The sequence below is a fragment of the Pseudomonas sp. ICMP 8385 genome (assembly GCF_002699915.1).
Classification (GTDB): Bacteria; Pseudomonadota; Gammaproteobacteria; order Pseudomonadales; family Pseudomonadaceae; genus Aquipseudomonas; species Aquipseudomonas gessardii.
The window spans coordinates 89,920-115,461 of sequence record NZ_LKBY01000089.1; the positions used below are offsets into that span (position 1 = coordinate 89,920).

Genomic DNA, 25,542 nt, shown 5'->3' on the forward strand with positions numbered 1-25,542 from the left:
TCAAGAGTGGTTGGCCACTCCAGTGTCCAGCAATACCGGCCAATTGGGCTGGTATCGCGACTTACGCGTCCTGCTTGCTGTGGTGACTTAATAAGCACTCAGTCAGGAGGAGGAATCAACCGGCGACTGTGGACGAGATGAAGCGTCTAAATATAAGCCTAGTGCTACACAGTCCGACGGTTGTGCATCTCCACCCTACACGTATCCCTGATAATTCGGGTGCTGCCGCGCGCAGAATCCGCAGCGGGTTGGCATTTACCGTGTTCTCCAATGGGGAGTTCACGCTCATGGCTAATAACAGGCGTTGTTTCCGAAGCATTCGCCGTGGTCTGGTACAAGACTGACTGCACTTTGTGAACTGGCCATAAATATCGGCGCAAGAGGCGAATAATCACGCTGTTTCTTGCACTCGCTTCAGGCCTCATGTCACCTGCGCTTGTTACAATCTTGAGCCTTCCAGTGTGGCAAGAGCCCCGTAGGACGGCCTCGCGTCCTGATGAATTGCGATGGTCAGGGGCGGCAGTTTGCCGCGAGTCCTCTGTCCAGGCCGCTTTTGGCGGCGTTCGCGACTATAGCAGCAATGATTAAGTGCTTCAATTCCATAAAAAATTGTTATCATTCCCGGCATGACGACTACCACCCCCCCGACCCCCAGCGTCCAGCTGCTTGAGGTCTCGCCGGAATATGCCGGCCAACGCATCGACAATTTTCTTCTGGCCAGGCTCAAGGGCGTGCCCAAGACCTTGATTTATCGCATTTTGCGTAAAGGCGAGGTGCGGGTGAACAAGGGCCGGATCAAGCCTGAGTACAAGCTGCAGGCGGGCGATATCGTCCGCGTGCCGCCTGTGCGCGTGCCCGAGCGTGACGAGCCCGTGCCGCTGGCCCAGGGCCTGTTGCAGCGCCTTGAAGCCTCGATTGTCTTTGAAGACAACAAGCTGATCGTAATCAACAAACCGTGCGGCATTGCGGTGCACGGTGGCAGTGGTCTGAATTTCGGGGTGATCGAAGCCTTTCGTCAGTTGCGTCCAGATGCCAAGGAGCTGGAGTTGGTCCATCGCCTGGATCGCGACACTTCCGGGCTGTTGATGATCGCCAAGAAGCGCAGCATGTTGCGCCACCTGCATACCGCCCTGCGCGGCGATGGCGTGGACAAGCGCTATATGGCCCTGGTGCGTGGCAATTGGGCGTCCTCGATCAAGAGCGTGCGGGCGCCGTTGCAGAAGAGCAACCTGCGCTCCGGCGAGCGTATGGTCGAGGTGGACGAGGAGGGCAAGGAGGCGTTGACCCTGTTCAAGGTGCTGCGGCGCTTCGGTGACTTCGCGACCATGGTCGAAGCCAAGCCGGTGACCGGGCGTACCCACCAGATTCGCGTGCATACCCTGCATGCCGGCCATTGTATTGCGGGCGATACCAAGTACGGCGACGAGGGGTTTTCCAAGGAAATTCGTGACCTTGGCGGCAAACGCCTGTTCCTGCATGCCTATATGCTGACGGTGCCGTTGCCCGATGGTGGCGAATTGAAATTGCAGGCCCCTGTGGATGAGATGTGGGCCAAGACCGTGGAGCGCCTGAGTGTCGCGCCCTGACTACAAGCTGCTGATCTTTGACTGGGATGGCACCCTGTGCGATTCCATTGGTCGGATTGTCGAGTCGATGCACATGGCCTCGACCCGCTCCGGCTTCGAGCTGTGCAGTGACCTGGCGGTCAAGGGCATCATTGGCCTGGGGTTGCCCGAGGCTATCCGCACCCTGTACCCGCAGATTGCTGACAACGAGCTAGTGGCGTTTCGCGAACATTACGCCGAGCACTACATTGCCCTGGAGTCCGAACCGTCCCCCTTGTTCGAGGGGGTGGTGCCGTCCCTGGCGGCCTTGCGCGAGCAGGGCTATTACCTGGCCGTGGCGACCGGCAAGGCGCGGCGCGGCCTGGACCGGGTGCTCAAGGCCAATGGCTGGGAAGACTATTTCGATATTACCCGCGCCGCTGATGAAACCGCGAGCAAGCCCCATCCATTGATGCTGGAGCAGATCATGGCCCATTGCGGCGTGTCGGCCCGCGAGTCGTTGATGGTCGGGGATGCTTCATTCGATCTGCTGATGGCGCGCAATGCCGGTATGGACAGTGTGGCTGTCAGCTATGGCGCCCAGTCCCCCGAAGCCTTGCAGGCCTACGAACCGCGCCTGACGATTGACCGGTTTTCGCAATTGCACGCCTGGCTCAACCAGGCCCATTAAGTTTTTGCTGGGGTAGATGGCATGACCGATGAGTGGAAAGCACCGACCAAGGCCGGTGCCGACAATGGCGATGATAAAAGCTGGAAATTGCTGGAAAAGACCCTGCTGGCGGGTGTCCAGGAACAGCGTCGCGCCCGGCGTTGGGGGATTTTCTTCAAGCTCCTGACCTTTACCTACCTGATTGGCATGCTGGTGCTGTTCAGTCCGTTGGTGGATATGGAGAAGAGTGCTGTGCGCAGTGCCAACTACACCGCGCTGATCGAGGTGCGTGGGGTGATTGCCGACAAGGAGTCTGCCAGTGCCGACAATATCGTCAGCAGCCTGCGCACCGCCTTCGAGGACCCCAAGGTCAAGGGTGTGGTGCTGCGCATCAACAGCCCTGGCGGCAGCCCGGTACAGTCGGGTTATGTCTATGACGAAATCCGCCGCCTGCGCGCCCTGTATCCGCAAACCAAGGTATATGCGGTGATTTCTGACCTGGGTGCTTCGGGCGCCTATTACATCGCCAGTGCCGCCGACCAGATCTACGCCGACAAGGCCAGCCTGGTGGGTTCCATTGGCGTGACGGCGGCCGGCTATGGGTTTGTCGGGGCCATGGAGAAGCTGGGGGTTGAGCGGCGTACCTACACCTCGGGCGAGCACAAGTCATTCCTCGATCCGTTCCAGCCGCAAAAGGCGGATGAAACCCAGTTCTGGCAGGGCGTGCTCGACACCACCCATCGCCAGTTCATTGCCAGCGTCAAGCAGGGGCGTGGTGAGCGGCTCAAGGACAAGGAACACCCAGAGCTGTTCTCTGGCCTGATCTGGTCCGGCGAGCAGGCGCTGCCGCTGGGCTTGATCGATGGCCTGGGCAGTGCCAGCTCGGTGGCGCGGGATGTGGTTGGCGAGAAGGAGCTGGTGGACTTTACCGTCCAGGAGTCGCCGTTCGATCGCTTCTCCAAGAAGCTGGGGGCCAGTGTCGCGGAGAAATTGGCGCTGTATATGGGCTTCCAGGGGCCGGCCTTGCGCTGATCTCGCGATCGGCATAACTAAAAAATGTGGGAGCGGGCTTGCCCGCGATTGCGGTGGGTCAGCCAGCCAATGGGTTACTGATAGGCTGCCATCGCGGGCAAGCCCGCTCCCACATTGGGTTTTTGGGGTTCTTAGGGGATTTGCACGCCTTCGGCCAGCAACATATCCACCAGTCGGATCAGCGGTAGGCCGACGAGGCTGGTGGCGTCCGGGCCTGCGGTGCTCTGAAACAAGCTTACCCCCAGGCCCTCGGCCTTGAAGCTGCCAGCGCAGTCGTAGGGCTGCTCGATCCGCAGGTAGCGCTCGATCTGTGCCGGCTCCAGTTGGCGCATCGTGACCGTGAAGGGCACGCAGTCCACTTGGCAATGCCCGGTGTCGCTATTGAGCAGGGCCAGGCCGGTGAGGAAGCTGACCTGTCGGCCGCTGGCCGCGAGCAATTGCTCGCGGGCCTTTTCAAAGGTGTGGGGTTTGCCGATGATCTGGCCGTCGAGCGTCGCCACCTGGTCCGAACCGATGATCAGGTGCCCTGAATGGCTGCCGGCCAGGGCGCGTGCCTTCTCTTCGGCCAGGCGCTTGACCAGGTTGACTGCGGACTCATTTATGCGATGGCTTTCGTCGATATCCGGAGAGCTGCAGATGAACGGCAGGTGCAGGCGATTCAGCAGTTCCCGGCGATAAACCGAGCTGGATGCGAGTAATAAAGGCAACATGGGGCTCTCCTCAAGGCAGTCGCGGATTCTAGCGAGCGGACAGTCTGGCGCACAGGGCTGAATTTCCTTTGACATGGGCGGGTGCATCCCTATAATGCTGCGCCTATGTTGAATGACCCGATTCCACCTCACGTTGACCCGCGCAAATTGGCTGATCGTGGCACCACCCTCCAAGGTGAAGTGTTGCTGGCCGATTTGGAGAGACTCTGCGACCCGCTTTCCGACACTGTCGGTACGGTGCAGGCTAAATTCGTTTTTGAACGAGATGAACGTAAATCTGTGGTGATCCACAGCTTTATCGACACCGAGGTCAAAATGGTTTGCCAGCGTTGTCTTGAGCTGGTCACCCTGCCGATCCACAGCGAATGCAGTTATGCTGTGGTGAAAGAGGGTGCGAATACCCAGTCGTTGCCGAAAGGTTATGACGTGCTGGAACTGGGCGAAGATCCTTTGGATCTGCATGCACTGATCGAGGAGGAGCTTCTGCTCGCCTTGCCCATTGTGCCTGCTCATCATCCGGAAGAATGCCAGCAGCCGGCGGGGCTCGATGACGAGTCCGAACCGAGCGAGGACGAGGTAACGCGGTCCAACCCGTTCAGTGTATTGGCGCAGTTAAAGCGTGACCCAAACGTTTAGGAGTTAATCAATTATGGCTGTTCAGCAGAACAAAAAATCCCGCTCTGCCCGTGACATGCGTCGTTCGCACGATGCCCTGACGGCAAGCACTCTGTCTGTAGAAAAAACCACCGGTGAAATTCACCTGCGTCACCACGTATCGCCAGAAGGCGTATACCGTGGCCGTAAAGTGATCGACAAGGGCGCTGACGAGTAATCACTTGTCTGCTCAAGTCATCGCGATTGACGCAATGGGCGGGGACTTCGGTCCCCGCAGCATTGTCCAGGCATGCATTGCCAGCCTGTCTGCTACGCCCTCGTTGCACCTGACCCTCGTCGGTCAACCTTCCCTACTTGAAGAACTGATTGCCAGTCATCCGGCTGTGGATCGCGCGCGCCTGACGATAATGCCGGCCAGCGAAACCATCGGCATGGATGAGAAGCCGGCCCAGGCCCTGCGTGGCAAGCCTGACTCCTCCATGCGCGTGGCCCTTGAGCTGCTGCGTGATGGCAAGGTCCAGGCCTGTGTCAGTGCCGGCAATACCGGGGCCTTGATGGCGCTGTCCCGTCATGTGCTGAAAACCCTGCCGGGCATTGATCGGCCGGCAATGGTCGCGGCGATCCCGACGCAGCGTGGCTACTGCCAGTTGCTGGACCTGGGGGCGAATGTCGATTGCAGTGCCGAGCACCTGTTGCACTTTGCCCTGATGGGCTCGGTCGCGGCCGAGGCGCTGGGCGTGGTGCGCCCACGGGTGGCGTTGCTGAACATCGGTACCGAGGACATCAAGGGCAACCAGCAGGTCAAGCTGGCCGCCAGCCTATTGCAGCAGGCGCGGGGCTTGAACTACATCGGGTTTGTGGAAGGCGATGGGCTGTATCGCGGCGAGGCCGATGTGGTGGTTTGTGACGGTTTTGTCGGAAATATCCTGCTTAAATCCAGCGAAGGCCTGGCCACAATGATTTCTGCGCGGATCGAGGCGTTGTTCAGGCGCAACCTGGCTTCACGGCTGGTGGGGGCTTTGGCGCTGCCGCTGATGCGGCGGCTGCAGGCGGACCTGGCTCCGGCGCGGCATAACGGCGCCAGCTTTCTCGGTTTGCAGGGCATTGTGGTAAAAAGCCACGGTTCGGCGGGTGTCCAGGGCTTTCAGAGTGCCATTGCGCGCGCAATGATCGAGATCCAGGAGAACCTGCCGCAACGCTTGCATGGCCGTCTTGAGGATCTGTTGCCTTAGGCGAATCGGGCCGGGAATGCTTAAATGTGACCGGTCAGTTCAATTGACCATCCAATCTGTCAGTTTCTTGCGCTCCCAGCTGTGGGGCGTCAATTCACCGACGACCAGATCATTAGGGGCTTGTTACATGTCTACATCCCTCGCATTCGTCTTTCCAGGGCAGGGTTCGCAGTCCCTCGGCATGTTGGCCGAGCTGGGCGCGCAATACCCACAGGTTTTGGAAACATTCAAGGAAGCGTCCGCGGCCTTGGGCTACGACCTCTGGGCATTGACCCAGGACGGGCCGGAAGAACTGCTCAACCAAACCGATAAAACCCAGCCGGCCATCCTGACCGCTTCGATCGCGCTGTGGCGCGTCTGGCTGGCCGAAGGCGGCGCACGCCCGGCGTTTGTCGCCGGTCACAGCCTGGGCGAGTACAGCGCCCTGGTCGCGGCAGGCAGCCTGACACTCGCCGAGGCCGTCAAGCTGGTAGAGCGTCGTGGCCAATTGATGCAAGAGGCTGTTCCCGCCGGGCAGGGCGGCATGGCCGCTATCCTGGGCCTGGACGACGCCGTGGTGATCCAGGCCTGTGCCGAAGCGGCCCAGGGCGAAGTGGTCAGCGCCGTGAACTTCAACTCCCCTGGCCAGGTGGTCATCGCCGGTGCCAAGGCCGCAGTGGAGCGTGCCATCGAAGGCTGCAAGGCCCGTGGCGCCAAGCGTGCCTTGCCGTTGCCGGTCAGCGTGCCGTCCCATTGCGAGTTGATGCGCCCGGCGGCCGAGCGTTTTGCCGAGTCCATCGCCGCCGTCAACTGGCAGGTACCGCAGATCCCGTTGGTGCAAAATGTCAGCGCCGACGTGGCGCCGGACCTGGAAACCCTCAAGCGCGACCTGCTGGAGCAACTGTACAAGCCGGTGCGCTGGGTTGAATCAGTCCAGACCCTGGCCGCCAAGGGCGCTACCCAGCTGGTTGAGTGTGGTCCGGGTAAAGTCCTGGCCGGTCTCAACAAACGCTGCGCCGAAGGCGTGTCGACGTCCAATCTCAATACCCCGGATGGCTTCACCGCCGCCCGCGCCGCACTGGCCTGAACTTAAGGAGAAGCCTGCATGAGTCTGCAAGGTAAAGTTGCACTGGTCACTGGCGCAAGCCGTGGCATTGGCCAGGCGATTGCCCTGGAACTGGGTCGTCAGGGCGCGGTAGTGATCGGTACTGCCACCTCTGCCTCGGGCGCCGAGCGCATTGCTGCGACCCTCAAGGAAAACGGCGTGCAGGGCACCGGCCTGGAGCTCAACGTGACCAGCGATGAGTCCGTGGCGGCCGTACTGGCCCAGATCACCGCACAGTTTGGCACCCCGGCCATTCTGGTGAACAACGCCGGTATTACCCGCGACAACCTGATGATGCGCATGAAAGACGACGAGTGGTACGACGTGGTCGATACCAACTTGAACAGTCTGTTTCGCCTGTCCAAGGGGGTTTTGCGCGGCATGACCAAGGCGCGTTGGGGCCGAATTATCAATATTGGCTCCGTAGTGGGTGCCATGGGCAACGCAGGCCAAGTAAACTACGCCTCTGCCAAGGCCGGCCTGGAAGGTTTCAGCCGTGCCCTGGCGCGTGAAGTCGGCTCGCGGTCGATTACGGTCAACTCGGTGGCTCCAGGGTTTATCGATACCGATATGACTCGCGAATTGCCCGAAGCGCAACGTGAAGCGTTGCTGACGCAAATTCCGCTGGGCCGTCTGGGCCAGGCCCAAGAGATCGCCAATGTGGTCTCTTTCCTGGCGTCTGACGGTGCGGCATACGTGACTGGGGCTACAATCCCGGTCAACGGCGGGATGTACATGAGTTAAATTGTGACGGATCGCTTCAAAAAAATGTCATACGAGCGGTCTAAAATCCGTTATAAAGCTGCAATCTATTTATAGACAGGTGGTTGGTAGGGTACGCGGGTGAAGCTTTCAGTTGAAAAGCTGAAAAGCCTTTCTATACACTTACCCACTGGCCAGCTGCCTGAATTTGTCCATTAGGAGTGAAAACAAGGTATGAGCACCATCGAAGAGCGCGTCAAGAAAATCGTTGCCGAGCAACTGGGCGTTAAAGAAGACGAAGTGAAAAACACTTCTTCCTTCGTTGAAGACCTGGGTGCCGACTCCCTTGACACCGTTGAGCTGGTGATGGCTCTGGAAGAGGAATTCGAGACCGAAATCCCGGACGAAGAAGCTGAAAAAATCACTACTGTTCAAGCTGCTATCGACTACGTTACTAGCCACCAGGCGTAATAGTTTGTAATCGTCGCTTGCTGTTATGGAAAAACCGCACTGCTATTACGGCGTGCGGTTTTTTCTTTAGCTCTGATGAAAAATGAGCTCTGAAGCAAAGTGTCGTCATTAGAAAAAGGAGAGTGCTGTGTCGCGTAGACGCGTCGTAGTCACCGGTATGGGTATGTTGTCGCCACTGGGTACGGATGTGCCGAGCAGTTGGCAGGGCATTCTGGCTGGCCACAGTGGTATTGGTCTGATTGAGCATACGGACCTTTCTGCCTATTCCACCCGTTTTGGCGGCTCGGTAAAGGGCTTCAATGTCGAGGAATATCTCTCGATCAAGGAATCCCGCAAACTCGACCTGTTCATTCAATACGGCCTGGCAGCCGGTTTTCAGGCAGTGCGTAATGCCGGCCTGGAAGTCACCGATGCCAACCGTGATCGCATCGGCGTGGCCATGGGCTCGGGTATTGGCGGTTTGACCAATATCGAAGAAACCAGCCGCACGTTGCACGAATCCGGCCCCCGTCGAATTTCACCGTTCTTCGTCCCGGGCTCGATCATCAATATGATTTCCGGTTTCCTGTCCATCCACCTGGGTGCCCAGGGGCCTAACTACGCCATTTCCACGGCGTGCACCACGGGCACTCACTGCATCGGCATGGCGGCGCGCAATATCGCCTATGACGAGGCGGACGTGATGATTGCCGGTGGCGCCGAAATGGCCGCCTGCGGCCTGGGCATGGGCGGCTTCGGCGCGTCCCGTGCGCTGTCCACGCGCAATGACGAGCCGACTCGTGCCAGCCGTCCGTGGGACAAGGGCCGTGATGGCTTTGTATTGTCCGACGGTGCCGGTGCCCTGGTTCTCGAAGAGCTGGAACACGCCAAGGCCCGTGGCGCGACGATCTATGCCGAGCTGATCGGCTTTGGCATGAGTGGCGATGCCTACCACATGACCTCGCCCCCCGCCGACGGCGCGGGCGCTGCGCGTTGCATCAGCAATGCCCTGCGCGATGCGAAGATCAATATCGACCAGGTGCAGTACATCAACGCCCACGGCACCTCGACGCCGACTGGCGACCTGGCGGAAGCCCAGGCCATCAAGTCGGTATTCGGCGAGCACGCCTACAAGCTGGCGGTCAGTTCCACCAAGTCCATGACCGGTCACCTGCTGGGTGCAGCCGGTGCGGTCGAAGCGATTTTCAGCGTGCTGGCGATCAAGGACCAGGTCGCGCCGCCGACCATCAACCTGGATGAGCCGGATGAAGGCTGCGACCTGAACTTCGTGCCTCACGAGCCGCAGAAGATACCGATTGACGTGGTGCTGTCCAACTCGTTCGGCTTTGGTGGTACCAACGGTTCCCTGGTGTTCCGCCGGTTCGCCGAGTGATGCACAGCTGGGTCGACGGTTTGCCAGCGGACGCCGTGCCGCTGAAAGATCGCGGCCTGGCCTACGGTGATGGTTTGTTTGAAACCATCGCGGTCAGGGCCGGGCAGCCCGTGCTGCTTGACCGCCACCTGCAACGCCTCGACCAGGGTTGCAGGCGCCTGGCGCTTACCGTGGACCCGGCACTGATCCGCAGCGAGTTGCTGGCCTATGCCGCCGCCCTCGGTGACGGTGTTCTCAAGTTGATCCTCACCCGTGGCGACAGCCTGCGCGGTTATGGCGCCCACGCCGGCAGCCCCGTGCGGCGTATTCTGCAAGGCAGCCCGCCTGCCACCTATCCCCTGGCCCATGGTTTATCAGGTGTACGCCTGTTTCCCTGTGCCACGCGTTTGTCCGAGCAACCGGTGCTCGCCGGTCTCAAGCACCTCAACCGCCTTGAGCAAGTCATCGCCCGCGCCGAGTGGCAAGATGCCGATCACGCCGAAGGATTGATGCTGGATATGTCCGGGCGTGTCATCGAAGGCGTGTTCAGCAACCTGTTCCTGGTGCATGACGGCCAACTGCTGACGGCTGACCTGGGCCGCTGTGGCGTGGCCGGCGTCATGCGGGCCGAGCTGTTGGCCAGGGCCGAGGCGTTGGGCATTGTCACGGTTGTCGGCGATATCAGCCTGGCGCAGTTGCAACAGGCTGACGAGGTGTTTGTCTGCAATAGCGTATATGGCATTTGGCCGGTGCTTGGATGTGGGCCAATGAGCTGGTCGGCCGGGCCGCTCACCCGTAAACTGCAAGGCATTGTTCGCGCGCTATTGGGTGTTTGATTTGAGACGTAAAATTTTATTGCTGCTGGCGACCGGTCTGGTCCTGGCGGGTTTGCTGCTGGGCTTTTCGGCCTGGAAGCTGGACTCGGCCTTGAAGCAGCCGCTGAACCTGGCCCAGGAGCAATTGCTCGATGTAGCGGCCGGCGCGACCCCGACAGGCACCTTCAATCGCCTGGAAGCTGACGGCGTGCTTGAAGATGCTTTCTGGTTGCGCCTCTACTGGCGCTTCAACCTTGAAGGCCAACCGCTGCACAGTGGCGAATACCGCATGACGCCAGGCCTGACGGCCCAGGGCCTGATCGGCCTGTGGCAGCGCGGCGACGTGGTGCAGTACAGCCTGACCCTGGTAGAGGGCTGGAACTTTCGCCAGGTCCGCAGCGCCTTGGCCAAGCATGAAAAGATCGAGCAGACCCTGTCGGGCTTGAGTGATCCCGAGGTGATGGCAAAAATCGGCCATCCTGACGTGTTCCCCGAAGGGCGGTTCTTCCCCGACACCTACCGTTTTGTGCGCGGCATGACCGATGTCGAGTTCCTGAAGAAAGCCTACAACCGCCTGGACGATGTACTGGCCCAGGAGTGGAGCCGACGCGCCCCGGAGGCGCCCTATACCGATGCCTACCAGGCGCTGATCATGGCGTCGCTGGTGGAGAAGGAAACCGGCGTGCCTGAAGAGCGTGGGCAGATTGCCGGGGTGTTTGTGCGGCGCCTGAAGATCGGCATGCTGCTGCAAACCGACCCCACCGTGATCTACGGCATGGGCGAGCGCTACAACGGCAAGTTGACGCGTGCGCACCTCAAGGAAGCCACGCCCTATAACACCTACATGATCAGCGGCTTGCCGCCGACGCCGATTGCCATGGTCGGCCGCGAGGCGATTCATGCCGCGTTGAACCCGGTGCCGGGCAGCAGCCTGTATTTCGTGGCCCGGGGCGATGGCAGCCATATTTTCTCCGATAGCCTGGAGGCCCATAATGCCGCCGTGCGCGAGTACCAGCTCAAGCGCCGCGCCGACTATCGCTCCAGCCCCGCGCCGGCTGCGCCCGCGACCGTTGAGCCGGTCGCGCCCGACGCTGCGCCCGCGCAAGGCCCGCAATGACTCTGACTAAGGACTGCCTGTGACTGGCTTGTTTATTACCCTGGAAGGCCCGGAAGGCGCCGGCAAGAGTACCAACCGCGAATACCTGGCCGAACGCTTGCGCGCTGAAGGGATCGAGGTGCTGCTGACCCGCGAGCCCGGCGGTACGCCCCTGGCCGAGAAGATCCGCGAGGTACTGCTGGCCACTGGCGATGAGGTCATGCACCCGGACACCGAGCTGTTGCTGGTGTTTGCCGCCCGTGCCCAGCACCTGGCCGAGGTGATACACCCGGCGCTGGCCCGTGGTGCGGTGGTGATCTGCGACCGCTTCACCGATTCCACCTACGCCTACCAAGGGGCTGGCCGTGGTTTGTCCCTGGCGCGCATCGCGACCCTGGAGAGCTTTGTCCAGGGCGAACTGCGCCCGCACCTGACCCTGGTCTTCGACCTGCCGGTAGAGGTCGGCCTGGCCCGGGCCAGCGCCCGTGGCCGCCTGGACCGCTTCGAGCTGGAAGGCCGGGCCTTTTTTGAAGCGGTGCGCGCCGCTTATCTCCAGCGTGCCCAGGCCGCACCGTCGCGCTACTGCTTGCTGGATGCCGCGCAGCCGTTGGAACAGGTGCAGCAGGCCATCGATGCACTGCTGCCCAAACTGTTGGAGCTTTCCCGTGGCTGAAGCCTATCCGTGGCAGGACAGCCTGTGGCAGCAATTGGCCGGGCGTGCCCAGCACGCCCATGCCTACCTGCTCCATGGGCCGGTGGGCATTGGCAAGCGTGCCCTGGCCGAACGCTTGATGGCGCGCCTGCTGTGCCAGCAACCGGCGGGGCTGGAGGCCTGCGGGCACTGCAAGTCGTGCCTGCTGCTCAAGGCCGGCAGCCATCCCGACAATTATGTGCTGGAGCCGGAAGAGGCCGACAAGGCGATCAAGGTCGACCAGGTGCGTGACCTGGTGAGCTTCGTGGTGCAGACCGCGCAGATGGGCGGGCGCAAGGTGGTGTTGATCGAGCCGGTGGAGTCGATGAACATCAACGCCGCCAACGCCTTGCTCAAGAGCCTTGAGGAGCCCTCCGGCGATACGGTGCTGTTGCTGGTCAGTCACCAGTCCAGCCGCCTGCTGCCGACTATCCGCAGCCGCTGTGTGCAACAGGCCTGCCCACTGCCGAGCGAGGCCATGAGCCTGCAGTGGCTGGGTCAGGCCCTGCCGGCGTGCAGTGAGCAGGAGCGGGTCGAGTTGCTGACCCTGGCGGCCGGCTCGCCCTTGGCCGCGGTCAGCCTGCAGGCCCAGGGCGTGCGCGAGCAGCGTGCGCTGGTGGTTGACGGGGTGAAGAAGCTGCTCAAGCAGGAGCAGTCAGCCACGCAGTTGGCCGAGGGCTGGAAAGACGTGCCGCTGTTGCTGCTGTTTGACTGGTTCTGCGACTGGTCCAGCCTGATCCTGCGCTACCAACTGACCCAGGACGAAAACGGCCTGGGCTTGATGGACATGCGCAAGGTCGTGCAATACCTGGCGCAAAAGAGCGCCCAGGACAAGGTATTGAACATCCAGGACTGGATCCTCGCCCAGCGCCAGAAGGTGTTGGGCAAGGCCAACCTGAACCGGGTGCTGTTGCTTGAGGCGCTGCTGGTGCAGTGGGTCGGGCTGCTCGGCCGACGTTGATATTTTCGGGGCCGACGCAGGTTGCGTGGGCCGGACACTTCCTGTGACGCAAGTTGTAACTTCTTATGCTCGTAGATTCCCATTGCCACCTTGATCGCCTCGACCTCGCCGCCCACAACGGCTCCCTGGATGCCGCCCTCGATGCTGCGCGCCAGCGGGGTGTGGGGCACTTCCTGTGCATTGGCGTCAGCGCCGAGAATGCCGCCCACGTCAAGGCCCTGGCCGAACGCTATGCCGATGTGGATTGCTCGGTGGGCATCCACCCCCTGGACCTCAAGCCTGGCGAAGCCCCGGCCCTTGACTGGTTGCTGGGCGAACTCAATCACCCGCGCGTAGTGGCCATTGGCGAGACAGGCCTGGATTACCACTACGAGCCGGAAGCTGCCGAACTGCAGCAGGCCTCGTTCCGCCTGCACCTGCAAGCGGCGCAGCAGACCGGCAAGCCCGTGATCGTGCATACCCGCGGCGCCCGTGCCGACACCCTGGCCTTGCTGCGCGAAGCGGCGCTGCCCCAGGCGGGTGTGTTGCACTGTTTTACCGAAGACTGGGAAATGGCCAAGGCGGCCCTGGACCTGGGGTTCTATATTTCCCTGTCGGGCATCGTCACCTTCCGCAACGCCGAGGCCCTGCGGGATGTGGCGCGCCAGGTGCCGGCCGACCGCTTGCTGGTGGAGACCGATTCGCCATACCTGGCGCCGATCCCCCACCGTGGCAAGCCGAACCTGCCGGAATATGTGCGGGATGTGGCCGATTACCTGGCGATGTTGCGCGGCGAGTCGGTCGAGGGGTTTGCCGAGCAGACCACCGCGAACTTCAAGCGTCTGTTCCCCCTGGCGCACGTTCGCTGAATTCAAGGCAAAAAAAACCCGGGTTCTGGGGGGTGAATCCGGGTTAAGACCATTAGGAGTAAACAAGGATACGCGGTCCGTTGGTACCCATATCGGTGCTTCACTTGGGGGAGATGTCACACCGACAGATGAAGTATTGATCAGTATGGCGTGCAGTCCAGTCGCTTTTGGTCGTTTTTTAAACAGATTTGGAATACGTCCGCTTCGCTTGAGTTCTCAATGAGCAGCAATACATTGCGCGGGCCGGTGTTTTATTTCTGACCCATATCGCCTGATTCGTTGGCGCACTGTAAGTTTAGTGTATGGGTTGTTCATATAGACGTTGCCCAACGACCGTCCAGTCGGGATAATCCCGCGCACCGGGTAAAACGTTCCATCATCGGTTCACCCTGTGAGCCCTATGGCGCCAAGCCCTCCCAATCCTGACCTCTGCAGACCTCTTTCTATGCACAAAGAACCCCGTAAGGTCCGTGAGTTTCGCCGCCGTGAGCAGGAAATTCTCGACACCGCGCTCAAATTGTTCCTCGAACAGGGTGAAGACAGCGTCACCGTCGAGATGATTGCGGATGCCGTGGGTATCGGCAAAGGCACGATCTATAAACACTTCAAATCCAAGGCCGAGATCTATCTGCGCCTGATGCTCGACTACGAGCGCGATTTGAACGAGTTGCTGCACTCGGCCGACGTCGACAAGGACAAGGAAGCGCTGTCCCGCGCCTACTTCGAGTTCCGCATGCGTGACCCGCAGCGCTATCGCCTGTTCGACCGCCTCGAAGAAAAAGTGGTCAAGGGTCACCAGGTGCCGGAAATGGTCGAGGAACTGCACAAGATCCGTGCCTCGAACTTCGAGCGCCTGACCCTGCTGATCAAGGGTCGGATCAGCGAAGGCAAGCTGGAAGACGTGCCACCTTATTTCCATTACTGCGCCGCGTGGGCGTTGGTCCATGGCGCCGTGGCGCTGTACCACTCGCCATTTTGGAGCAACGTGCTGGAAGATCAGGAAGGCTTCTTCCAGTTCCTGATGGACATCGGCGTGCGCATGGGCAACAAGCGCAAGCACAGCTCCGACCTGCCGAACCCCGAGACGCCTGCCACCTAAGGCATTCACCCGGACAATGGCCGGCTGATTTACTGCCGTGTGTGCCAACCCAGGAATATACTCAGGCAAGGACCTTGCTAAAATCTGATTTATAAGTCAGGTTTTAGCGCGCCCGAATTATCCGCTGCCGGAGTGATCCATGATCGTTGATCGTCAAGGCAGGCGTTTTCGCAATTTGCGGATCAGCCTGACCTCAGCCTGCAATTACGCCTGTACCTACTGCGTGCCCAATGGCAAGCGGCTGGTGGCTGCGCAGGACGAGCTCTCGGCCGAGGCCATGGCCCGTGGCGTGGCCTACCTGATCGAGGCGGCGGGTATCGATCGCCTGCGCATTACCGGCGGCGAGCCACTGGTCAGCCCCAAGCTCGAAACCTTTATGCAGGCTGTCGGGCAGATGGGCTTGAGCGATATCAGCCTGACCACCAATGGCCAGTTACTGGCGCGCAAGTTGCCATTGCTGGTCGATGCCGGCATTCGCCGGATCAATGTGTCCCTCGACACCCTGGATGCCGCCGCCTTTCGCGGGATTGCCCGGGGCGGCGACCTGGCCACGGTCCTCGATGGCATGGACCAGGCGAGTGCGGCGGGGATCAGGATCAAGGTCAATATGGTGCCGTTGCGCGGGCAGAACCTCGACCAGGTGATGCCGCTGCTGGAGTATTGCCTGGCGCGTGGTTATGAACTGCGTTTTATCGAATTGATGCGCATGGGCCACCTGGCCAGCGACTCCAACGCCTTCCTGCAGCAATTCGTCAGCCTTCAACAACTGTTGAGCCTGATTGGCGAGCATCACGAATACTTGCAGGCCGACGCCCCGGTGGATGCCACGGCCGTGCGTTATGAAATTCCCGGCCAGGGCTTCTTCGGTGTGATCGCCAATGAAAGCGTGCCGTTTTGCCGAACCTGCTCGCGCTTGCGCCTGTCGTCCACGGGTTGGCTGCACGGCTGCCTGTCTTCGAGCAACCGCCACTATGTCGGCGACCTGTTGGACAAGCCGCGACACCAGGCCCTGCCGGCGTTACAGGGCTTGCTGGTCAAGGCCTTGGGTGACAAGCAGGAAGTGGCGTTTTCGGGCGGGGCGACGGTGATGAAGATCATTGGTGGCTAGCCAGGCAAGCTGGCGCAAAATCTGCATCTCGTGCCCATTCGCCGGTTTTCCGTCACCGGCCTCTGGAGGATAGGATGCGTAGTCTGGTTTTGTTGCTGGCGTCGTTTGCGCTGGGTGGCTGCATGACAGTCAGCGATATGGCCGAAGGCACTCGCTATCAGATGAGCGATGCCGGTTTGCTGGACCACAGCGACACCCGCCGTTCCAACTCGGTTCGCATTCAGCCCGACTCCTTTGTGTTTATCGCCCAGGGCGCGTTCACGCCGCCGGGCAGTGCCTACCCGCGGCCCAATGTGGTGGCCGAAGAAGCCTTCAACGGTTTTATCGAATACTTCCCCATGGTGCGCCGCGCCCGCGCCCCGGAAGGTTTGGAGCAGGCCATGGCCGAGGCCCGCGAGGTAGGCGCCCATTACCTGTTGTATACACGGTTTGCCAAGGCGGATGATCGCATCGGCAATGCGGACGAGTGGGCCGACCAGGAAGCACTCGACCGGCTGGGTGTCGACAGCGGGGTGATCCAAATCATGTTGATCGAGACCAGCACCCAGTATTTGATCGATACTGCACGCATTCGCAGCCGTGGCGGTTTACTGACGTTCCACGACAACAAGCCTGAAGACCTGCTTGGCCCACCGCTGCGCCAGTACGCTCGCAGCCTGCTGGGCATGAGCGACCAGTAATTCAAAGGAGAACAGCATGACGGGTTCGGCCAAGGCCAATGATTTGTTGGCACAATTGCCCAAGGGCAAGGGACCGGCACCGGTTCACCTGTGGAACCCGGATTTCTGTGGCGATATCGACATGCGTATCGCCCGGGATGGCACCTGGTATTACCTGGGCACCCCCATCGGGCGCAAACCGATGGTCAAGCTGTTCTCCACTATCATCCGTCGCGATGGCGATGATTACTTTCTGATCACGCCGGTGGAAAAGGTCGGGATCAAGGTGGATGACGCGCCCTTTGTGGCCGTGTCGCTGGAGGTCGAGGGGCAGGGCGAAAGCCAGCTCCTGCGGTTTACCTCCAATGTCGAAGACCTGATCGAAGCCGGCCCGGCACACCCGCTGCGGGTGCTGATTGATCCGCACACCCAGGAACCTTCGCCCTACGTGCTGGTGCGCCACAACCTGGAGGCGCTGGTCCATCGCAACGTGTTCTACCAGTTGGTGGAGCTGGCGGTGACACGCCTGATCGATGGCCAGCGCTGGCTGGGGGTGTGGAGTGGCGGGGTGTTTTTCCCGATTGGCCTGGAACCTGTGGACTGAGCCCGGCTATATCGGTGCGGCATACCTCTTCAGGGTCCGTGGCTCAAGGTTGTTTCGGCGCGCCGGGCAGGTTGTCATCGATGTTGCTTGGGGTGGCGTTCTTGCCCGGGCCGATCTTGCCGTTCTCGACATCGGTGCCCAGGCCCTGGCGGTTGCCGTCATTGCCTTGGGTGCGTGGGTCGGCGCCGTCCTGGATGATGGCTCCGCCATTGGTATCCAGCCCGGTGCCCATGGAGTTCCTGGTTTCTTCGGTCGCAGGGTTGGGCGGGCTGCCAATCGGGTCGGTCTTGCCGGTGGAGTGGTCGGACGCGGCGACGCTGGCCAGGGAAACCGCAGACAGCAGGCCGGCGAGGGCGAGGGCAGTCACTTTGGACGTGTTCATGGTGGAGCCTCCATAGGAATAATGTCCGTACCTTATGTTGGTCAGCCCCGGTTTGTGGTTGGTGCCTTGATCGCGACGAACGGTTTAAACAGGTGTACAGCGCAGTGATGCGCCTGCATAAAACCCTGCAAGCGATCATCAAAGGGCCTTAGTATGTGTCCTTTCTTTTTCAGCCGCAGGCCTGTTGATGACCATCGAGATCCGTCCCGCCGTGCCCAGCGATGCTGCGCAGATCCTGACCTTTATCACTGAACTGGCCGAGTACGAAAAAGCCCGCCACGAAGTGATCGCCAGCGTGGTGGACATCGAACGCAGCCTGTTCAGCGAGGGCGCTACCGCCCATGGCCTGATCTGCCTGCGCGACGGCTTGCCGATCGGTTTTGCGGTGTTCTTCTTCAGCTATTCCACTTGGCTGGGCAGCAACTGCCTGTACCTGGAAGACTTGTATATCAACCCGCAGCAGCGCGGCGGCGGGGCGGGCAAGAAGTTGCTGCGCCACCTGGCGAAGATCGCCTGCGACAATGGCTGTGGGCGCTTTGAATGGAGCGTGCTGGACTGGAACGAACCGGCCATTGCCTTCTACAAATCCATCGGTGCCCAGCCCCAGGAAGAATGGGTGCGCTATCGCATGGAAGGCGACGCGTTGCGCGACTTCGCCCAGGGTTGAGATCGGCCCTGCCTTGAGGCCCGGCATTTGCCATAATGGCCGCCGCTTTCGTATTTCTAGATAGGCCCTACATGCAGGAAAACCCAGCAGTCATCGCCAAAGATCCCGCACCCACGGGCACCCAGACCCTGCTGCGCGGCCTGGGCGTGGTGCAGGCGGTGGCGGCCGGCGCACGGGACCTCAAGGAGATTGCCCGGCGCATCGGCACCACCCGCAGCACCACGCACCGCCTGGCCAGTTGCCTGGTGGACGAGCGCTACCTGCGGGTGGTGCCGCAAGTCGGCTACCTGTTGGGCCCCAAGTTGATCGAGTTGGGCTTCCAGGCCCGGGAAGAACTGCCGCTGGTGACGCTGGCGACACCCTATCTGGATGAGCTGTCGGTGCAGACCGGCGACACCATCCACCTGGCTATCCGCGAATATGATGAAGTGTTGTACCTGCACAAGAACCCTGGGCGCAATGGCCCGGAAATGCGCTCGCGGGTCGGTCACCGCATGCCCCTGGCGCGCACCGGGATCGGCAAGGCCTTGTTGCTCGATGACACGCGCGAGGAATGGCAGCGCCTGTACCAGGCCAGCTTGCCGGTAGGCGGGAAAAACCTGCACTGGCCGCAGCACCCGGAACAATCCTGGGAGCAGTTCGAGCAGCGTATGAAAGAGTATGTGGCGGGCGGCTATGCCTTCGACCTGGAAGACAACGAACCGTCGATCCGCTGTGTGGCCGCACCGGTGCGCGATGCCAGCCGGCGGATTGTCGCCGGCATCAGCATCGCCAGTACGGTGCCCTACATGCCGCTGGAAAAAATGGCCGAGCTGATCCCCCTGGTCAAGCAGGTCGCAGCACGGCTGTCCGCGGAGTTGGGTGCCAAGGCCTGATCAGGCCTTCAAGGTGGCCATGTCGATCACGAAGCGGTACTTCACGTCGCCGGCAATCATGCGCGCATAGGCTTCGTTGATCTGGCGGATATCGAGCATTTCAATGTCGCAGGTGATGCCGTGCTCGGCGCAGAAATCCAGGACTTCCTGGGTTTCGGCAATACCGCCGATCAGCGAGCCGGCCAGGACTTTACGACCCAGTACCAGCTTGGCGGCATTGACCGGCGGGTCGACCGGCTCGATCAAACCCACCAGGATGTGCACGCCATCAAAGCGCAGGACATCGAGGTAGGGGTTCAGGTCGTGCTGCACCGGGATGGTGTCCAACAGGAAGTCGAAACTGCCGGCGGCGGCCTGCATCTGCTCGGCATCGGTGGACACGATCACATGGTCGGCACCCTGGCGTCGGCCTTCTTCTGCCTTGCTCGCCGAGCGGGTAAACAGCGTCACTTCGGCACCCATGGCCTTGGCGAACTTGATGCCCATATGGCCCAGCCCGCCCATGCCGAGAACCCCCACCTTGTCGCCGGCCTTGACCCCGTAGTGCTTGAGCGGCGAGTAGGTAGTGATGCCCGCGCAGAGGAGCGGTGCGGCGCTGGCCAGGTCGAGCCTGGCCGGAATCTTCACCACGAAGTGCTCGCTGACCACGATGCTGTCGGAGTAGCCGCCCATGGTGTTGCTGCCGTCCACGCGATCCGGGGTGGCGTAGGTCATGGTCGGGCCTTCGAGGCAGTATTGCTCCAGGTCCGATGTGCATGCTTGGCAGTGGCGGCACGAATCCACCATGCAGCCCACGCCGACCAGGTCGCCAACCTTATGGGCGGTGACGCTGGCGCCGACGGCAGTGACCTTGCCGACAATCTCGTGGCCCGGCATCAATGGGTACACGGCGATGCCCCATTCGTTGCGTGCCTGGTGGATGTCGGAGTGGCAGACGCCGCAGTACAGGATTTCGATCGCCACGTCATCGGCTCGCGGGCTACGGCGCTCGAAGGACATGGGGGCGAGGGGGGTGGTGGCCGACTGGGCGGCGTAACCGATGGCGGTGTACATGGTAAAAACCTCGCAAAGCGTGGACGGGAGAGGTGGCGAATTCTGCGCGTCGACCCTGCGGGCGAACATGGCAAATGCTCCGAGTCTTATGCCTATTCGTCCGGGAGTGCTCGTGGATTGGATTCATAGGTCGCCAGACCTGCGATGATGTTTCTATCCCTTTTTCGCGAAGTTTTTTGCCATGTTGTTGACCCGCCATCTCGATGCCAACGCCCCGCTGGTTTCCTTGATTGAGGGGCTTACGCCCTGCGACGGTTTCTCCCCGACTCACCTGGCGGGCGTGCAGGTGCTGCGCGCCAGTTGCGACGTGGCGCGCGGGCCGCAGATCTATGAGCCGAGCCTGATGTTCGTGGCCCAGGGCAGCAAGGTGGCCTACCTCGGCCCACGCACCCTGGAGTATGGCGCCGGGCATTACCTGATCCAGGCGATGCCGGTGCCGTTCGAGTGCGAGACGTTTGCCATGGCCGCCGATGCCCCGCTGTATGGCGTGACCGTAGGCATTGATCGGGTGGTGCTGGGCGAATTGGTGATGGCTATGGGCATGCAAGCCGGCCCGCCGCCGGCGGCGCAGACCTTGGAGTCGATGAGCTCGGTGGTGCTCGATGACGCGATGCGCGGTTGCGTCGAGCGGCTGTTGCAGTGCCTGCACGATCCACTGGAAGCCCGGATCATGGGGCCGGCACGAGTGCGGGAATTATTGTTCAGCGCCTTGCGCGGGCCACAGGCCGATGTGCTGCGGGCCCTGGTGGAACAGCAGGGGCAGTTCTCGCGGATTGCCACCTCATTGAATCACCTGCATGCCCATTACGCCGAACCCTTGAACATCGAGACCCTGGCCGGTTATGCGCATATGAGTGCGTCGACGTTCCATGAACATTTCAAGCGCTGCACCTTGCTGTCGCCGGTGCAGTACCTCAAGCGCTTGCGTCTGCTCAAGGCCCAGCAGTTGTTGTTGGTCGAAGGCATGGGGGTGGCGCAGGCGGCGCATAGCGTGGGGTATCAGAGTACGTCGCAGTTCAGTCGGGAATATAAGCGCTATTTCCTGCGCAACCCGGGTGAAGAGCGCGCCGCCTAGATGATCGTTCCCACGCTCTGCGTGGGAATGCCGCCCTGGACGCTCTTGAACTGGTGACGCAGAGCGTCATTGGATGCATTCCCACGCAGAGCGTGGGAACGATCAAGGCCCCCATTTGGGAGCCTCGGTTGGCTTACATATTCGGGTAAGTCGGCCCACCCGCGCCTTCCGGCGTGACCCAGGTGATGTTCTGCGCTGGGTCCTTGATGTCACAGGTCTTGCAATGCACACAGTTCTGGGCGTTGATCTGGAAGCGTTTCTCGCCGTCTTCCTGGGTGATCACTTCATACACGCCCGCCGGGCAGTAGCGTTGCGCCGGTTCATCGTAGAGCGGCAGGTTGGTGCTGATCGGGATGCTCGGGTCCTTGAGCTTCAGGTGGCACGGCTGTTCTTCTTCATGGTTGGTGCTGGAGAGGAACACCGAGCTCAACTTGTCGAAGCTCAGCTTGCCATCGGGTTTGGGGTAGTCGATCTTCTGGCTGTCCTTGGCCAGCTTGAGGCAGGCGTAGTCCGGCTTGGTGTCGTGCAGGGTAAACGGCATTTTGCCGCCGAGGATGTTCTGGTCGAACCAGTTGAAGCCGGCACCGATGATCGGGCCGAACTTGTGCATCGCCGGGCCGAAGTTACGGGTGGCAAACAGTTCTTCGTAGAGCCAGCTGGCTTTGAAGCTGTCGACGTAGGCCGTCAGTTCATCGCCGCCTTCGGACTCGGCGAACAGGCGATCAGCCACGGCGTCGGCGGCGAGCATGCCGGACTTCATGGCGGTGTGGCTGCCCTTGATCTTGGCCACGTTCATGGTGCCCAGGTCGCAACCGATCAGGGCGCCGCCCTTGAAGACCATCTTCGGCAGCGAGTTGATGCCGCCCTTGGCCAGGGCGCGGGCGCCGTAGCTGATGCGCTTGCCGCCTTCCAGGTACTGGGCCAGCACCGGGTGATGCTTGAGACGCTGGAACTCATCGAACGGCGACAGGAAGGTGTTGCTGTAGGACAGGTCGACGATCAGGCCGACGACCACCTGGTTGTTTTCCAGGTGATAGAGGAACGAGCCACCGGTGTTCTCGTTGCGCATGATGTCCAGCGGCCAGCCGGCGGTGTGGACCACCAGGCCTGGCTGGTGCTTGGCCGGGTCGATTTCCCAGATTTCCTTGAGGCCGATGCCGTAGTGCTGCACGTCGGCGTCGCTGTCCAGGTTGAAGCGCTGGATCAGTTGCTTGCCCAGGTGCCCACGGCAGCCTTCGGCGAACAGCGTGTACTTGCCGCGCAGTTCCATGCCGGGGGTGTACAGGCCTTCCTTGGGGTGGCCTTCACGGTCGACGCCGAGGTCGCCGGTGATGATCCCGCGCACTACGCCGTTTTCGTCGAACAGTACTTCCTGGGCCGCGAAGCCTGGGTAGATTTCCACGCCCAGGTTCTCGGCCTGCTGGGCCAGCCAGCGGCACAGGTTACCCAGGGAGATGATGTAGTTGCCTTCGTTGTGCATGGTTTTGGGCACAAAGAAATCAGGCACCTTGGTGGAGGTGTCGCTGCTGCGCAGTACATAGATGTCGTCGCGCACCACCGGGGTGTTGAGTGGGGCACCCAGTTCCTTCCAGTCCGGGAACAATTCGTTCAGGGCGCGTGGTTCAAACACCGCACCGGACAGGATGTGTGCACCGACTTCCGAGCCTTTTTCGACCACGCAGACGCTGATTTCCTTACCGGCTTCGGCGGCCTTCTGCTTCAGTCGGCAGGCGGCAGACAGGCCCGACGGCCCTGCGCCGACGATGACCACGTCGAATTCCATGTATTCGCGTTCCACAGGCTATCTCCTACTCAAGGCTCAACAGTTTTTTTTCTAATGGGTGGAGGTTCGGTGTTTTATCTGTCGTCTTCTGCGCCAATTTCTTACAAAAGGGCAGGGGACAACCCACCTTTCTCTCTAGGTGGCGCATTATATCTACACCACTCTCAGCGTCCAATACAAACGTTTGTTTGAATTGTCCGCAAGCTAGATAAATCAAAGCAACGCGGCTTATATCTGACTATTTTGCTGTATTGACCGGAAAAGGCGTTCCGGTCAATATACGGTCGGTTTTGCGCTTCCCGTAGGCGTACTGCCGGTTTCAAGGCCACGTCCAAAGACAAGGCACTGCTCAATACAGGTTGACGCGCACGTAATGCTGGCGCGCAGTTTACACGTTGCGACGATGAATGACTTGTCGGTCACCCCTGACGAACGGTCTTTATTATTGAGTACGTGCAACGTTATCTGTCATGACGGCCTGCGTTTTTAGAGGTGCCCTAGTGCGCCGTTGAGCATCTACCGCCAGGTTTATCCGGGCGGCTTTCTTTTCACCGGAGAGTAACGAGGAATCCATGAAGGTTCTTGTAGCTGTCAAACGCGTTGTCGATTACAACGTGAAAGTTCGCGTCAAGGCGGACAATTCCGGCGTCGATCTGGCTAACGTCAAAATGTCGATGAATCCCTTCTGCGAAATCGCCGTGGAAGAAGCCGTACGCCTGAAAGAAAAGGGCATCGTGACTGAAATCGTCGTCGTTTCCGTAGGGCCATCCACTGCTCAAGAGCAGCTGCGTACCGCCCTGGCGCTGGGTGCCGACCGAGACTGAAATCGTCGTCGTTTCCGTAGGGCCATCCACTGCTCAAGAGCAGCTGCGTACCGCCCTGGCGCTGGGTGCCGACCGCGCCGTGCTCGTCGAATCCGCTGAAGAACTGACCTCGCTGGCCGTGGCCAAGCTGCTCAAGGCCGTTGTCGACAAGGAGCAGCCACAACTGGTGATCCTCGGTAAACAGGCGATCGACAGCGACAACAACCAGACTGGCCAGATGCTGGCTGCACTGACCGGTTACGGCCAGGGCACCTTTGCCTCGAAAGTCGAAGTGTCTGGCGACAGCGTTGCCGTGACCCGCGAAATCGATGGCGGCGCGCAGACCGTTTCGCTGAAACTGCCGGCCATTGTCACCACCGACCTGCGTTTGAACGAGCCGCGTTATGCGTCCCTGCCAAACATCATGAAAGCCAAGAAGAAGCCGCTTGAAGTGCTGACTCCAGAAGCTTTGGGCGTTTCCACCGCCTCCACCAACAAGACCGTCAAAGTCGAAGCGCCAGCTGCACGCAGCGCGGGGATCAAGGTCAAGTCGGTGGCTGAACTGGTCGAGAAACTGAAAAACGAAGCGAAGGTGATCTAAAAGTCGAAGCGCCAGCTGCACGCAGCGCGGGGATCAAGGTCAAGTCGGTGGCTGAACTGGTCGAGAAACTGAAAAACGAAGCGAAGGTGATCTAACAATGACTATCTTGGTAATCGCAGAACACGACAACAAAGTGCTGGCCCCGGCCACCCTGAACACCGTGGCTGCTGCCGCCAAAATCGGTGGTGATATCCACGTACTGGTAGCAGGTCAGGGCGCTGGCGCCGTGGCTGAAGCCGCGGCAAAAGTCGCCGGTGTGAGCAAAGTACTGCTGGCCGACAACGCCGCTTACGCGCATCAACTGCCGGAAAACGTAGCGCCGCTGGTTGCAGAGCTTGGCGCTGGCTACAGCCATATCCTGGCTGCCGCCACCTCCAACGGCAAAAACATCCTGCCACGGGTTGCTGCGCAGCTGGACGTTGACCAGATCTCCGAGATCGTTTCGGTGGAAAGCGCCGACNCCGTGCAATCCACTGCCGCGGTCAAAGTGATCACCGTGCGTGCCACCGGTTTCGACCCGGTTGCCGCCGAGGGTGGTTCGGCTGCGGTTGAAGCCGTTGCAGCTGTGCACAATCCTGGTACTTCCAGCTTTGTTGGCGAAGAGCTGGCCAAGTCGGACCGTCCAGAGCTGACCGCGGCCAAGATCGTCGTTTCCGGCGGGCGAACTTCCAGCTTTGTTGGCGAAGAGCTGGCCAAGTCGGACCGTCCAGAGCTGACCGCGGCCAAGATCGTCGTTTCCGGCGGGCGTGGCATGCAGAACGGTGACAACTTCAAGCACCTGTACGCCCTGGCCGACAAGCTGGGCGCGGCGGTCGGCGCTTCGCGCGCGGCGGTCGACGCAGGTTTCGTACCCAACGATATGCAGGTCGGCCAGACCGGCAAGATCGTTGCGCCACAGCTGTACATCGCCGTCGGTATCTCCGGCGCGATCCAGCACTTGGCCGGTATGAAAGACTCCAAGGTGATCGTTGCGATCAACAAGGACGAAGAAGCGCCGATCTTCCAGGTGGC

Annotated in this window: 27 protein-coding genes and 1 pseudogene; 24 read left to right on the forward strand and 4 right to left on the reverse strand. The window is 60.8% G+C overall.

Annotation, left to right across the window (positions count from 1 at the left end):
- Window positions 1-626 precede the first annotated feature (626 nt).
- Genes rluC through AO268_RS09045 form a run of 3 tightly spaced genes read left to right on the forward strand, consistent with a single transcriptional unit; the run spans window position 627 to window position 3,246 of the window.
- Window positions 627-1,586, forward strand: a complete 960-nt coding sequence (gene rluC / locus AO268_RS09035; protein ID WP_005790558.1) for a 23S rRNA pseudouridine(955/2504/2580) synthase RluC — start codon at window positions 627-629, stop codon at window positions 1,584-1,586.
- Window positions 1,573-2,235 (forward strand): HAD-IIIA family hydrolase, encoded by a 663-nt coding sequence (locus AO268_RS09040; protein WP_099168476.1) that lies wholly within the window; start codon window positions 1,573-1,575, stop codon window positions 2,233-2,235. Before rluC ends, AO268_RS09040 begins: the two co-directional genes overlap by 14 nt.
- 21 nt (window positions 2,236-2,256) lie before the next feature.
- Window positions 2,257-3,246, forward strand: coding sequence for a S49 family peptidase (locus AO268_RS09045; RefSeq protein WP_076964152.1), 990 nt, complete (start codon window positions 2,257-2,259; stop codon window positions 3,244-3,246).
- Window positions 3,247-3,377: 131 nt separating this feature from the next.
- On the opposite strand, the gene AO268_RS09050 is transcribed toward AO268_RS09045, so the two are convergent.
- Entirely contained in the window at window positions 3,378-3,956 is a 579-nt protein-coding gene (locus AO268_RS09050; protein WP_099168477.1) for a Maf family protein, read from the reverse strand.
- Window positions 3,957-4,061: 105 nt separating this feature from the next.
- On the opposite strand from AO268_RS09050, the gene AO268_RS09055 reads away from it, so the two are divergent.
- The 16 genes from AO268_RS09055 to AO268_RS09130 all read left to right on the forward strand — a co-directional run bounded on the left by AO268_RS09055 (window position 4,062) and on the right by AO268_RS09130 (window position 17,292).
- Window positions 4,062-4,592: a YceD family protein gene (locus AO268_RS09055; RefSeq protein WP_057960396.1), complete on the forward strand. Its 531-nt coding sequence runs from the start codon at window positions 4,062-4,064 to the stop codon at window positions 4,590-4,592.
- Window positions 4,593-4,605: 13 nt separating this feature from the next.
- On the forward strand, window positions 4,606-4,788 hold the full coding sequence (rpmF, locus tag AO268_RS09060) for a 50S ribosomal protein L32 (RefSeq protein ID WP_008152339.1): 183 nt from the start codon (window positions 4,606-4,608) through the stop codon (window positions 4,786-4,788).
- Window positions 4,789-4,792: 4 nt separating this feature from the next.
- Window positions 4,793-5,803 (forward strand): phosphate acyltransferase PlsX, encoded by a 1,011-nt coding sequence (gene plsX, locus AO268_RS09065; RefSeq protein WP_076964150.1) that lies wholly within the window; start codon window positions 4,793-4,795, stop codon window positions 5,801-5,803.
- Between the two features lie 127 nt (window positions 5,804-5,930).
- A complete protein-coding gene (gene fabD, locus AO268_RS09070; RefSeq protein ID WP_076964149.1) occupies window positions 5,931-6,869 on the forward strand; it encodes an ACP S-malonyltransferase in 939 nt (312 codons plus the stop codon).
- An 18-nt stretch (window positions 6,870-6,887) separates the two neighbouring features.
- A complete protein-coding gene (gene fabG, locus AO268_RS09075; protein ID WP_029299688.1) occupies window positions 6,888-7,631 on the forward strand; it encodes a 3-oxoacyl-ACP reductase FabG in 744 nt (247 codons plus the stop codon).
- A 192-nt stretch (window positions 7,632-7,823) separates the two neighbouring features.
- On the forward strand, window positions 7,824-8,060 hold the full coding sequence (acpP, locus tag AO268_RS09080) for an acyl carrier protein (RefSeq protein WP_076964148.1): 237 nt from the start codon (window positions 7,824-7,826) through the stop codon (window positions 8,058-8,060).
- A 127-nt stretch (window positions 8,061-8,187) separates the two neighbouring features.
- Window positions 8,188-9,432, forward strand: a complete 1,245-nt coding sequence (fabF, locus tag AO268_RS09085; RefSeq protein WP_099168478.1) for a beta-ketoacyl-ACP synthase II — start codon at window positions 8,188-8,190, stop codon at window positions 9,430-9,432.
- Window positions 9,432-10,247, forward strand: coding sequence for an aminodeoxychorismate lyase (gene pabC, locus AO268_RS09090; RefSeq protein ID WP_099168479.1), 816 nt, complete (start codon window positions 9,432-9,434; stop codon window positions 10,245-10,247). The genes fabF and pabC overlap by 1 nt, the downstream gene beginning before the upstream one ends.
- 1 nt (window position 10,248) lies before the next feature.
- Window positions 10,249-11,343 carry an endolytic transglycosylase MltG gene (mltG, locus tag AO268_RS09095; protein ID WP_099168489.1) on the forward strand — a complete coding sequence of 365 codons (1,095 nt, stop codon included), beginning with the start codon at window positions 10,249-10,251 and terminating at the stop codon, window positions 11,341-11,343.
- 19 nt (window positions 11,344-11,362) lie between these two features.
- Entirely contained in the window at window positions 11,363-11,995 is a 633-nt protein-coding gene (gene tmk, locus AO268_RS09100; RefSeq protein WP_099168480.1) for a dTMP kinase, read from the forward strand.
- Entirely contained in the window at window positions 11,988-12,974 is a 987-nt protein-coding gene (locus AO268_RS09105; protein ID WP_076964144.1) for a DNA polymerase III subunit delta', read from the forward strand. Before tmk ends, AO268_RS09105 begins: the two co-directional genes overlap by 8 nt.
- Before the next feature lie 65 nt (window positions 12,975-13,039).
- Window positions 13,040-13,822, forward strand: coding sequence for a TatD family hydrolase (locus AO268_RS09110; RefSeq protein ID WP_099168481.1), 783 nt, complete (start codon window positions 13,040-13,042; stop codon window positions 13,820-13,822).
- A 445-nt stretch (window positions 13,823-14,267) separates the two neighbouring features.
- Window positions 14,268-14,921 carry a TetR/AcrR family transcriptional regulator gene (locus AO268_RS09115; protein ID WP_076964142.1) on the forward strand — a complete coding sequence of 218 codons (654 nt, stop codon included), beginning with the start codon at window positions 14,268-14,270 and terminating at the stop codon, window positions 14,919-14,921.
- A 139-nt stretch (window positions 14,922-15,060) separates the two neighbouring features.
- Window positions 15,061-16,029, forward strand: a complete 969-nt coding sequence (locus AO268_RS09120; protein ID WP_099168482.1) for a GTP 3',8-cyclase MoaA — start codon at window positions 15,061-15,063, stop codon at window positions 16,027-16,029.
- Window positions 16,030-16,103: 74 nt separating this feature from the next.
- On the forward strand, window positions 16,104-16,709 hold the full coding sequence (locus tag AO268_RS09125; protein ID WP_038442470.1) for a DUF4823 domain-containing protein: 606 nt from the start codon (window positions 16,104-16,106) through the stop codon (window positions 16,707-16,709).
- 16 nt (window positions 16,710-16,725) lie between these two features.
- Window positions 16,726-17,292 (forward strand): DUF1285 domain-containing protein, encoded by a 567-nt coding sequence (locus tag AO268_RS09130; protein ID WP_099168483.1) that lies wholly within the window; start codon window positions 16,726-16,728, stop codon window positions 17,290-17,292.
- 43 nt (window positions 17,293-17,335) lie between these two features.
- Here the strand turns inward: AO268_RS09130 and AO268_RS09135 are convergent, their stop codons facing one another.
- The gene (locus AO268_RS09135) at window positions 17,336-17,674 is read right to left on the reverse strand and encodes a hypothetical protein (RefSeq protein ID WP_076964139.1); all 339 of its coding nucleotides are present in this window, start codon (window positions 17,672-17,674) and stop codon (window positions 17,336-17,338) included.
- 187 nt (window positions 17,675-17,861) lie between these two features.
- Here AO268_RS09135 and AO268_RS09140 point away from each other — a divergent pair, with 187 nt between their 5' ends.
- Both AO268_RS09140 and AO268_RS09145 read left to right on the forward strand, forming a co-directional pair.
- Window positions 17,862-18,341, forward strand: coding sequence for a GNAT family N-acetyltransferase (locus AO268_RS09140; protein WP_076964138.1), 480 nt, complete (start codon window positions 17,862-17,864; stop codon window positions 18,339-18,341).
- A 71-nt stretch (window positions 18,342-18,412) separates the two neighbouring features.
- Window positions 18,413-19,216, forward strand: a complete 804-nt coding sequence (locus AO268_RS09145; RefSeq protein WP_099168484.1) for an IclR family transcriptional regulator — start codon at window positions 18,413-18,415, stop codon at window positions 19,214-19,216.
- On the opposite strand, the gene AO268_RS09150 is transcribed toward AO268_RS09145, so the two are convergent.
- A complete protein-coding gene (locus tag AO268_RS09150) occupies window positions 19,217-20,269 on the reverse strand; it encodes an NAD(P)-dependent alcohol dehydrogenase (RefSeq protein WP_099168485.1) in 1,053 nt (350 codons plus the stop codon). It abuts the gene before it with no gap.
- 181 nt (window positions 20,270-20,450) lie between these two features.
- Between AO268_RS09150 and AO268_RS09155 the strand changes: the two genes are divergently transcribed.
- Complete coding sequence (locus AO268_RS09155; RefSeq protein WP_099168486.1) at window positions 20,451-21,344, forward strand: AraC family transcriptional regulator; 894 nt, start codon at window positions 20,451-20,453, stop codon at window positions 21,342-21,344.
- A 133-nt stretch (window positions 21,345-21,477) separates the two neighbouring features.
- Here AO268_RS09155 and AO268_RS09160 read toward each other — a convergent pair whose 3' ends face one another.
- Entirely contained in the window at window positions 21,478-23,142 is a 1,665-nt protein-coding gene (locus tag AO268_RS09160; protein ID WP_076964134.1) for an electron transfer flavoprotein-ubiquinone oxidoreductase, read from the reverse strand.
- 557 nt (window positions 23,143-23,699) lie between these two features.
- Between AO268_RS09160 and AO268_RS09170 the strand changes: the two are divergent.
- Both AO268_RS09170 and AO268_RS09175 read left to right on the forward strand, forming a co-directional pair.
- Window positions 23,700-24,531, forward strand: a pseudogene (locus AO268_RS09170) (electron transfer flavoprotein subunit beta/FixA family protein).
- A gap of 97 nt (window positions 24,532-24,628) precedes the next feature.
- Window positions 24,629-25,542, forward strand: a 914-nt coding sequence (locus tag AO268_RS09175) for an electron transfer flavoprotein subunit alpha/FixB family protein (protein WP_099168487.1), incomplete at its 3' end; no start/stop codon positions are given.

What these genes read in the sequence shown, in the direction of transcription:
- AO268_RS09135 (WP_076964139.1), bottom strand. Translation starts at nt 17,674, where the DNA reads ATGAACACGTCCAAAGTGACTGCCCTCGCCCTCGCCGGCCTGCTGTCT.
- rluC (WP_005790558.1), top strand. Translation starts at nt 627, where the DNA reads ATGACGACTACCACCCCCCCGACCCCCAGCGTCCAGCTGCTTGAGGTC.
- AO268_RS09150 (WP_099168485.1), bottom strand. Translation starts at nt 20,269, where the DNA reads ATGTACACCGCCATCGGTTACGCCGCCCAGTCGGCCACCACCCCCCTC.
- rpmF (WP_008152339.1), top strand. Translation starts at nt 4,606, where the DNA reads ATGGCTGTTCAGCAGAACAAAAAATCCCGCTCTGCCCGTGACATGCGT.
- pabC (WP_099168479.1), top strand. Translation starts at nt 9,432, where the DNA reads ATGCACAGCTGGGTCGACGGTTTGCCAGCGGACGCCGTGCCGCTGAAA.
- AO268_RS09130 (WP_099168483.1), top strand. Translation starts at nt 16,726, where the DNA reads ATGACGGGTTCGGCCAAGGCCAATGATTTGTTGGCACAATTGCCCAAG.
- acpP (WP_076964148.1), top strand. Translation starts at nt 7,824, where the DNA reads ATGAGCACCATCGAAGAGCGCGTCAAGAAAATCGTTGCCGAGCAACTG.
- AO268_RS09115 (WP_076964142.1), top strand. Translation starts at nt 14,268, where the DNA reads ATGCACAAAGAACCCCGTAAGGTCCGTGAGTTTCGCCGCCGTGAGCAG.
- fabD (WP_076964149.1), top strand. Translation starts at nt 5,931, where the DNA reads ATGTCTACATCCCTCGCATTCGTCTTTCCAGGGCAGGGTTCGCAGTCC.
- AO268_RS09125 (WP_038442470.1), top strand. Translation starts at nt 16,104, where the DNA reads ATGCGTAGTCTGGTTTTGTTGCTGGCGTCGTTTGCGCTGGGTGGCTGC.
- AO268_RS09145 (WP_099168484.1), top strand. Translation starts at nt 18,413, where the DNA reads ATGCAGGAAAACCCAGCAGTCATCGCCAAAGATCCCGCACCCACGGGC.
- AO268_RS09055 (WP_057960396.1), top strand. Translation starts at nt 4,062, where the DNA reads ATGTTGAATGACCCGATTCCACCTCACGTTGACCCGCGCAAATTGGCT.
- fabG (WP_029299688.1), top strand. Translation starts at nt 6,888, where the DNA reads ATGAGTCTGCAAGGTAAAGTTGCACTGGTCACTGGCGCAAGCCGTGGC.
- AO268_RS09120 (WP_099168482.1), top strand. Translation starts at nt 15,061, where the DNA reads ATGATCGTTGATCGTCAAGGCAGGCGTTTTCGCAATTTGCGGATCAGC.
- AO268_RS09155 (WP_099168486.1), top strand. Translation starts at nt 20,451, where the DNA reads ATGTTGTTGACCCGCCATCTCGATGCCAACGCCCCGCTGGTTTCCTTG.
- AO268_RS09045 (WP_076964152.1), top strand. Translation starts at nt 2,257, where the DNA reads ATGACCGATGAGTGGAAAGCACCGACCAAGGCCGGTGCCGACAATGGC.
- AO268_RS09050 (WP_099168477.1), bottom strand. Translation starts at nt 3,956, where the DNA reads ATGTTGCCTTTATTACTCGCATCCAGCTCGGTTTATCGCCGGGAACTG.
- AO268_RS09140 (WP_076964138.1), top strand. Translation starts at nt 17,862, where the DNA reads ATGACCATCGAGATCCGTCCCGCCGTGCCCAGCGATGCTGCGCAGATC.
- AO268_RS09110 (WP_099168481.1), top strand. Translation starts at nt 13,040, where the DNA reads ATGCTCGTAGATTCCCATTGCCACCTTGATCGCCTCGACCTCGCCGCC.